At 45.3% G+C, this 2866-nt stretch carries 2 protein-coding genes and 1 CRISPR repeat array; of the genes, one reads left to right on the forward strand and one right to left on the reverse strand.

Annotated features, from left to right (window positions below):
* The coding region (locus BG32_RS07445) for a protease inhibitor I42 family protein (protein ID WP_147434876.1) at positions 1 to 807 on the forward strand (807 nt) is incomplete at its 5' end.
* Positions 808 to 1611: 804 nt separating this feature from the next.
* A CRISPR array of direct repeats spans positions 1612 to 2642; the repeat unit is 30 nt; unit sequence GTTGCGTGAGAACCATAGTGGTATGGAAAC.
* Between the two features lie 33 nt (positions 2643 to 2675).
* Here BG32_RS07445 and BG32_RS15805 read toward each other — a convergent pair.
* A partial coding sequence (locus BG32_RS15805; protein ID WP_220660313.1) for a hypothetical protein occupies positions 2676 to 2866 on the reverse strand: 191 nt, incomplete at its 5' end.

Here is a 2866-nt window from a genome sequence, read left to right on the forward strand (position 1 = left end):
AAGGAAAACTTCGAGTGGATCGGACCGGTGGGAAAGAACACCGCTTACCTTTACGGCCGCAAAGACACTCCAGCCACAGACCTCGAGTCAGCAAAGAAAGTCGACGCCATAGGCACGACGACGAACTGGTGGACCGAACAGCTCCTGAAGGAAATGGGCTTCGAGAACCTCGTAAGTTCTCTTGATCCTCTCGATACTGTCGCGCAACTTGTCGAAGGTGAGACCGATCTCGCGGTCTTCACAGACCTGACTGTAGCAGAGCTGGCAGATGAAGCAGGCTACAGCATCGACGACCTGGAAGCCCTTGTGGAGCTTCAAACAAACTACTTCTACATAGCAGCTTCGAAGGGAACGAATCTCGGACTGATTTTGAACTTCCAGAAGACTCTCGAAGAAATGAAGCGAGATGGAAGTTTCGAAGAAACAATCAGAGAATTCGTGCCAAACATGCTCGTGACATCCCTGCTCTGGAATTCCTCCCAGCTCGATGTAAAGGGTCTTCGAACCTCCATGAACACCCTCTCTGTAGGAGAGATAGCCACCATGGAACTCCAGGAAAACGGATCCACTGGCTATATCTGGGACGTGAAGATTACCAATCCAAACGTCGTTTCACTTATCTACGAGGGCTCGATCTTCGAAGCGAAGTTCCTTGACGATTCAGAACTCGTTGGAGCTCCCTATAATGTCCAGTGGGTATTCGAAGCAAAACAACCCGGAGAGACAGTTGTCATATTCTCCCTAAGGCGCCCCTGGGAGAGCGTCCATCCAATACAGACCTTTGCGATAAACATAGCAGTGGAGTAAGAATTACCGTGTCATATGGGAGGTCGAAGGTAGAGTTAAAACGATTAGAGAACATACTGCCCCTCGCCTCCCGTAGCGGCACTTCAAATAAAACGGAAATTAGCATTTCTTATTCTTCATGGCGGAATGATCGCTTTCTTCCCCGCTGAAAGGCTATTTACATGCCATGCTCAGTCATAATCAACAGCATTTCACTTAATCGCAATAATTGATAAGCATAAGCCTCACTTCACTCGATCGCACTAGATATTCGCCATTATTCCAGATCCTTCTAAATAGAGGATTTCAAGGTTTGATTCATGATTCTTTCTGTCGGATCGTATTACATACAGTCTGGCTTGGTAACCCCCATATTTCGGATTAACTTTATCCGCTTTTCTGAATCGAGTTGTTTTATGCTCCCATAAAGGATCATCGAACTTAATAATTTCGTTACCGTCTCTCGTCGGATCATTCGTATACCATTTTCCTCTAAACTCATTTCTCAATAACACTTCCAGATCTATTTAGAATCATTCTTGTACAGTTTACATAGATCCGACTGTGGATAGGTCATTTGATTGAAAGCGGAATCGAGAGCAGTTTTCTTCTGTAAGCTTCTGTTGAAAGGTGTCTCCCAGGATTTTAGACAAATGATCTTTCTTGGAAGATGCAGGCCAGTTCTTCACACGGAAAACAATCACGATTTCTCGAATCGAATCCAGACAAATCTCCAAAATACAGAAAGAATAACTCTTGTGAGAGCTTTCCGTTCATTTGATTCCGCCAGCCCAAAACCTGTATAATATCTTTGTAATAAAAGCGGTTGCGTGAGAACCATAGTGGTATGGAAACGTAAGCAAACCCTCTATTGTTCCTAAATCAATAGCTTCGTTGCGTGAGAACCATAGTGGTATGGAAACTCCCGCCTTCTGTCATACTCTGTGCTCTCTGTGAATAGGTTGCGTGAGAACCATAGTGGTATGGAAACGTGTTATTGCAGCGCCGATAACGGTGGTAATACCAAGTTGCGTGAGAACCATAGTGGTATGGAAACTGGGAGCAAATGGCCTGTAGATACGAAGCCGAGCTCTGTTGCGTGAGAACCATAGTGGTATGGAAACGCATAGCGTTTACGATACTTTTCATCGATCTCATCTGTTGCGTGAGAACCATAGTGGTATGGAAACGTATGGGAACCACACCCTCGACTTGTGGTTCGGAGAGTTGCGTGAGAACCATAGTGGTATGGAAACACTTCAGTTCTTTTGTTGTAGATGGGTTTACGTATGTTGCGTGAGAACCATAGTGGTATGGAAACGCCCCACTCGTCCACATCAAATACTTGTATTGGGCTTGGTTGCGTGAGAACCATAGTGGTATGGAAACGAACTTGACTGATTATCCAGGCGACCATTCCTTTAGTTGCGTGAGAACCATAGTGGTATGGAAACTGTTGTCCTCAACCTCCAGAATGTACTCACTCATTTCAGTTGCGTGAGAACCATAGTGGTATGGAAACATTTTACAGCATGGCAACGGGTTTCTACTTTCGGGTTGCGTGAGAACCATAGTGGTATGGAAACACTCAAACCCTTGAACTCAACTAGCCTCACTTTCTTCTGTTGCGTGAGAACCATAGTGGTATGGAAACGTGCATACGGCATATGAACCCGAAGTAATCTCCTGGTTGCGTGAGAACCATAGTGGTATGGAAACAATAGTATCTAGTCTAGTATGGTATGTAGTTAAGAGGTTGCGTGAGAACCATAGTGGTATGGAAACGCGGCAAACGTAGTATTAACTCTCTTTTCGCTCATGTTATCGTTGCGTGAGAACCATAGTGGTATGTTAAGAGCCGTTGTGGGTGGTTCGTGGTTGGCGGTTGGTCAGGAGCAAAGAACAAGAACTAGTTCATTGTGACTGAGGAAGGCTATTTGATCAGAACCAACACAGCTTGTCTTCCTGAAAAGCTCCTCTTCAGGATCTGATCTTAGATCCTTCCGGTGGACGGGTCCATGCTCTTGGACGGTCAACGGAGGACTGCTCTTGTATGAACCATAGTGGTATGAATTGCTGC

The sequence above is a fragment of the Mesotoga sp. HF07.pep.5.2.highcov genome (assembly GCF_003666285.1).
Classification (GTDB): domain Bacteria; phylum Thermotogota; class Thermotogae; order Petrotogales; family Kosmotogaceae; genus Mesotoga; species Mesotoga prima.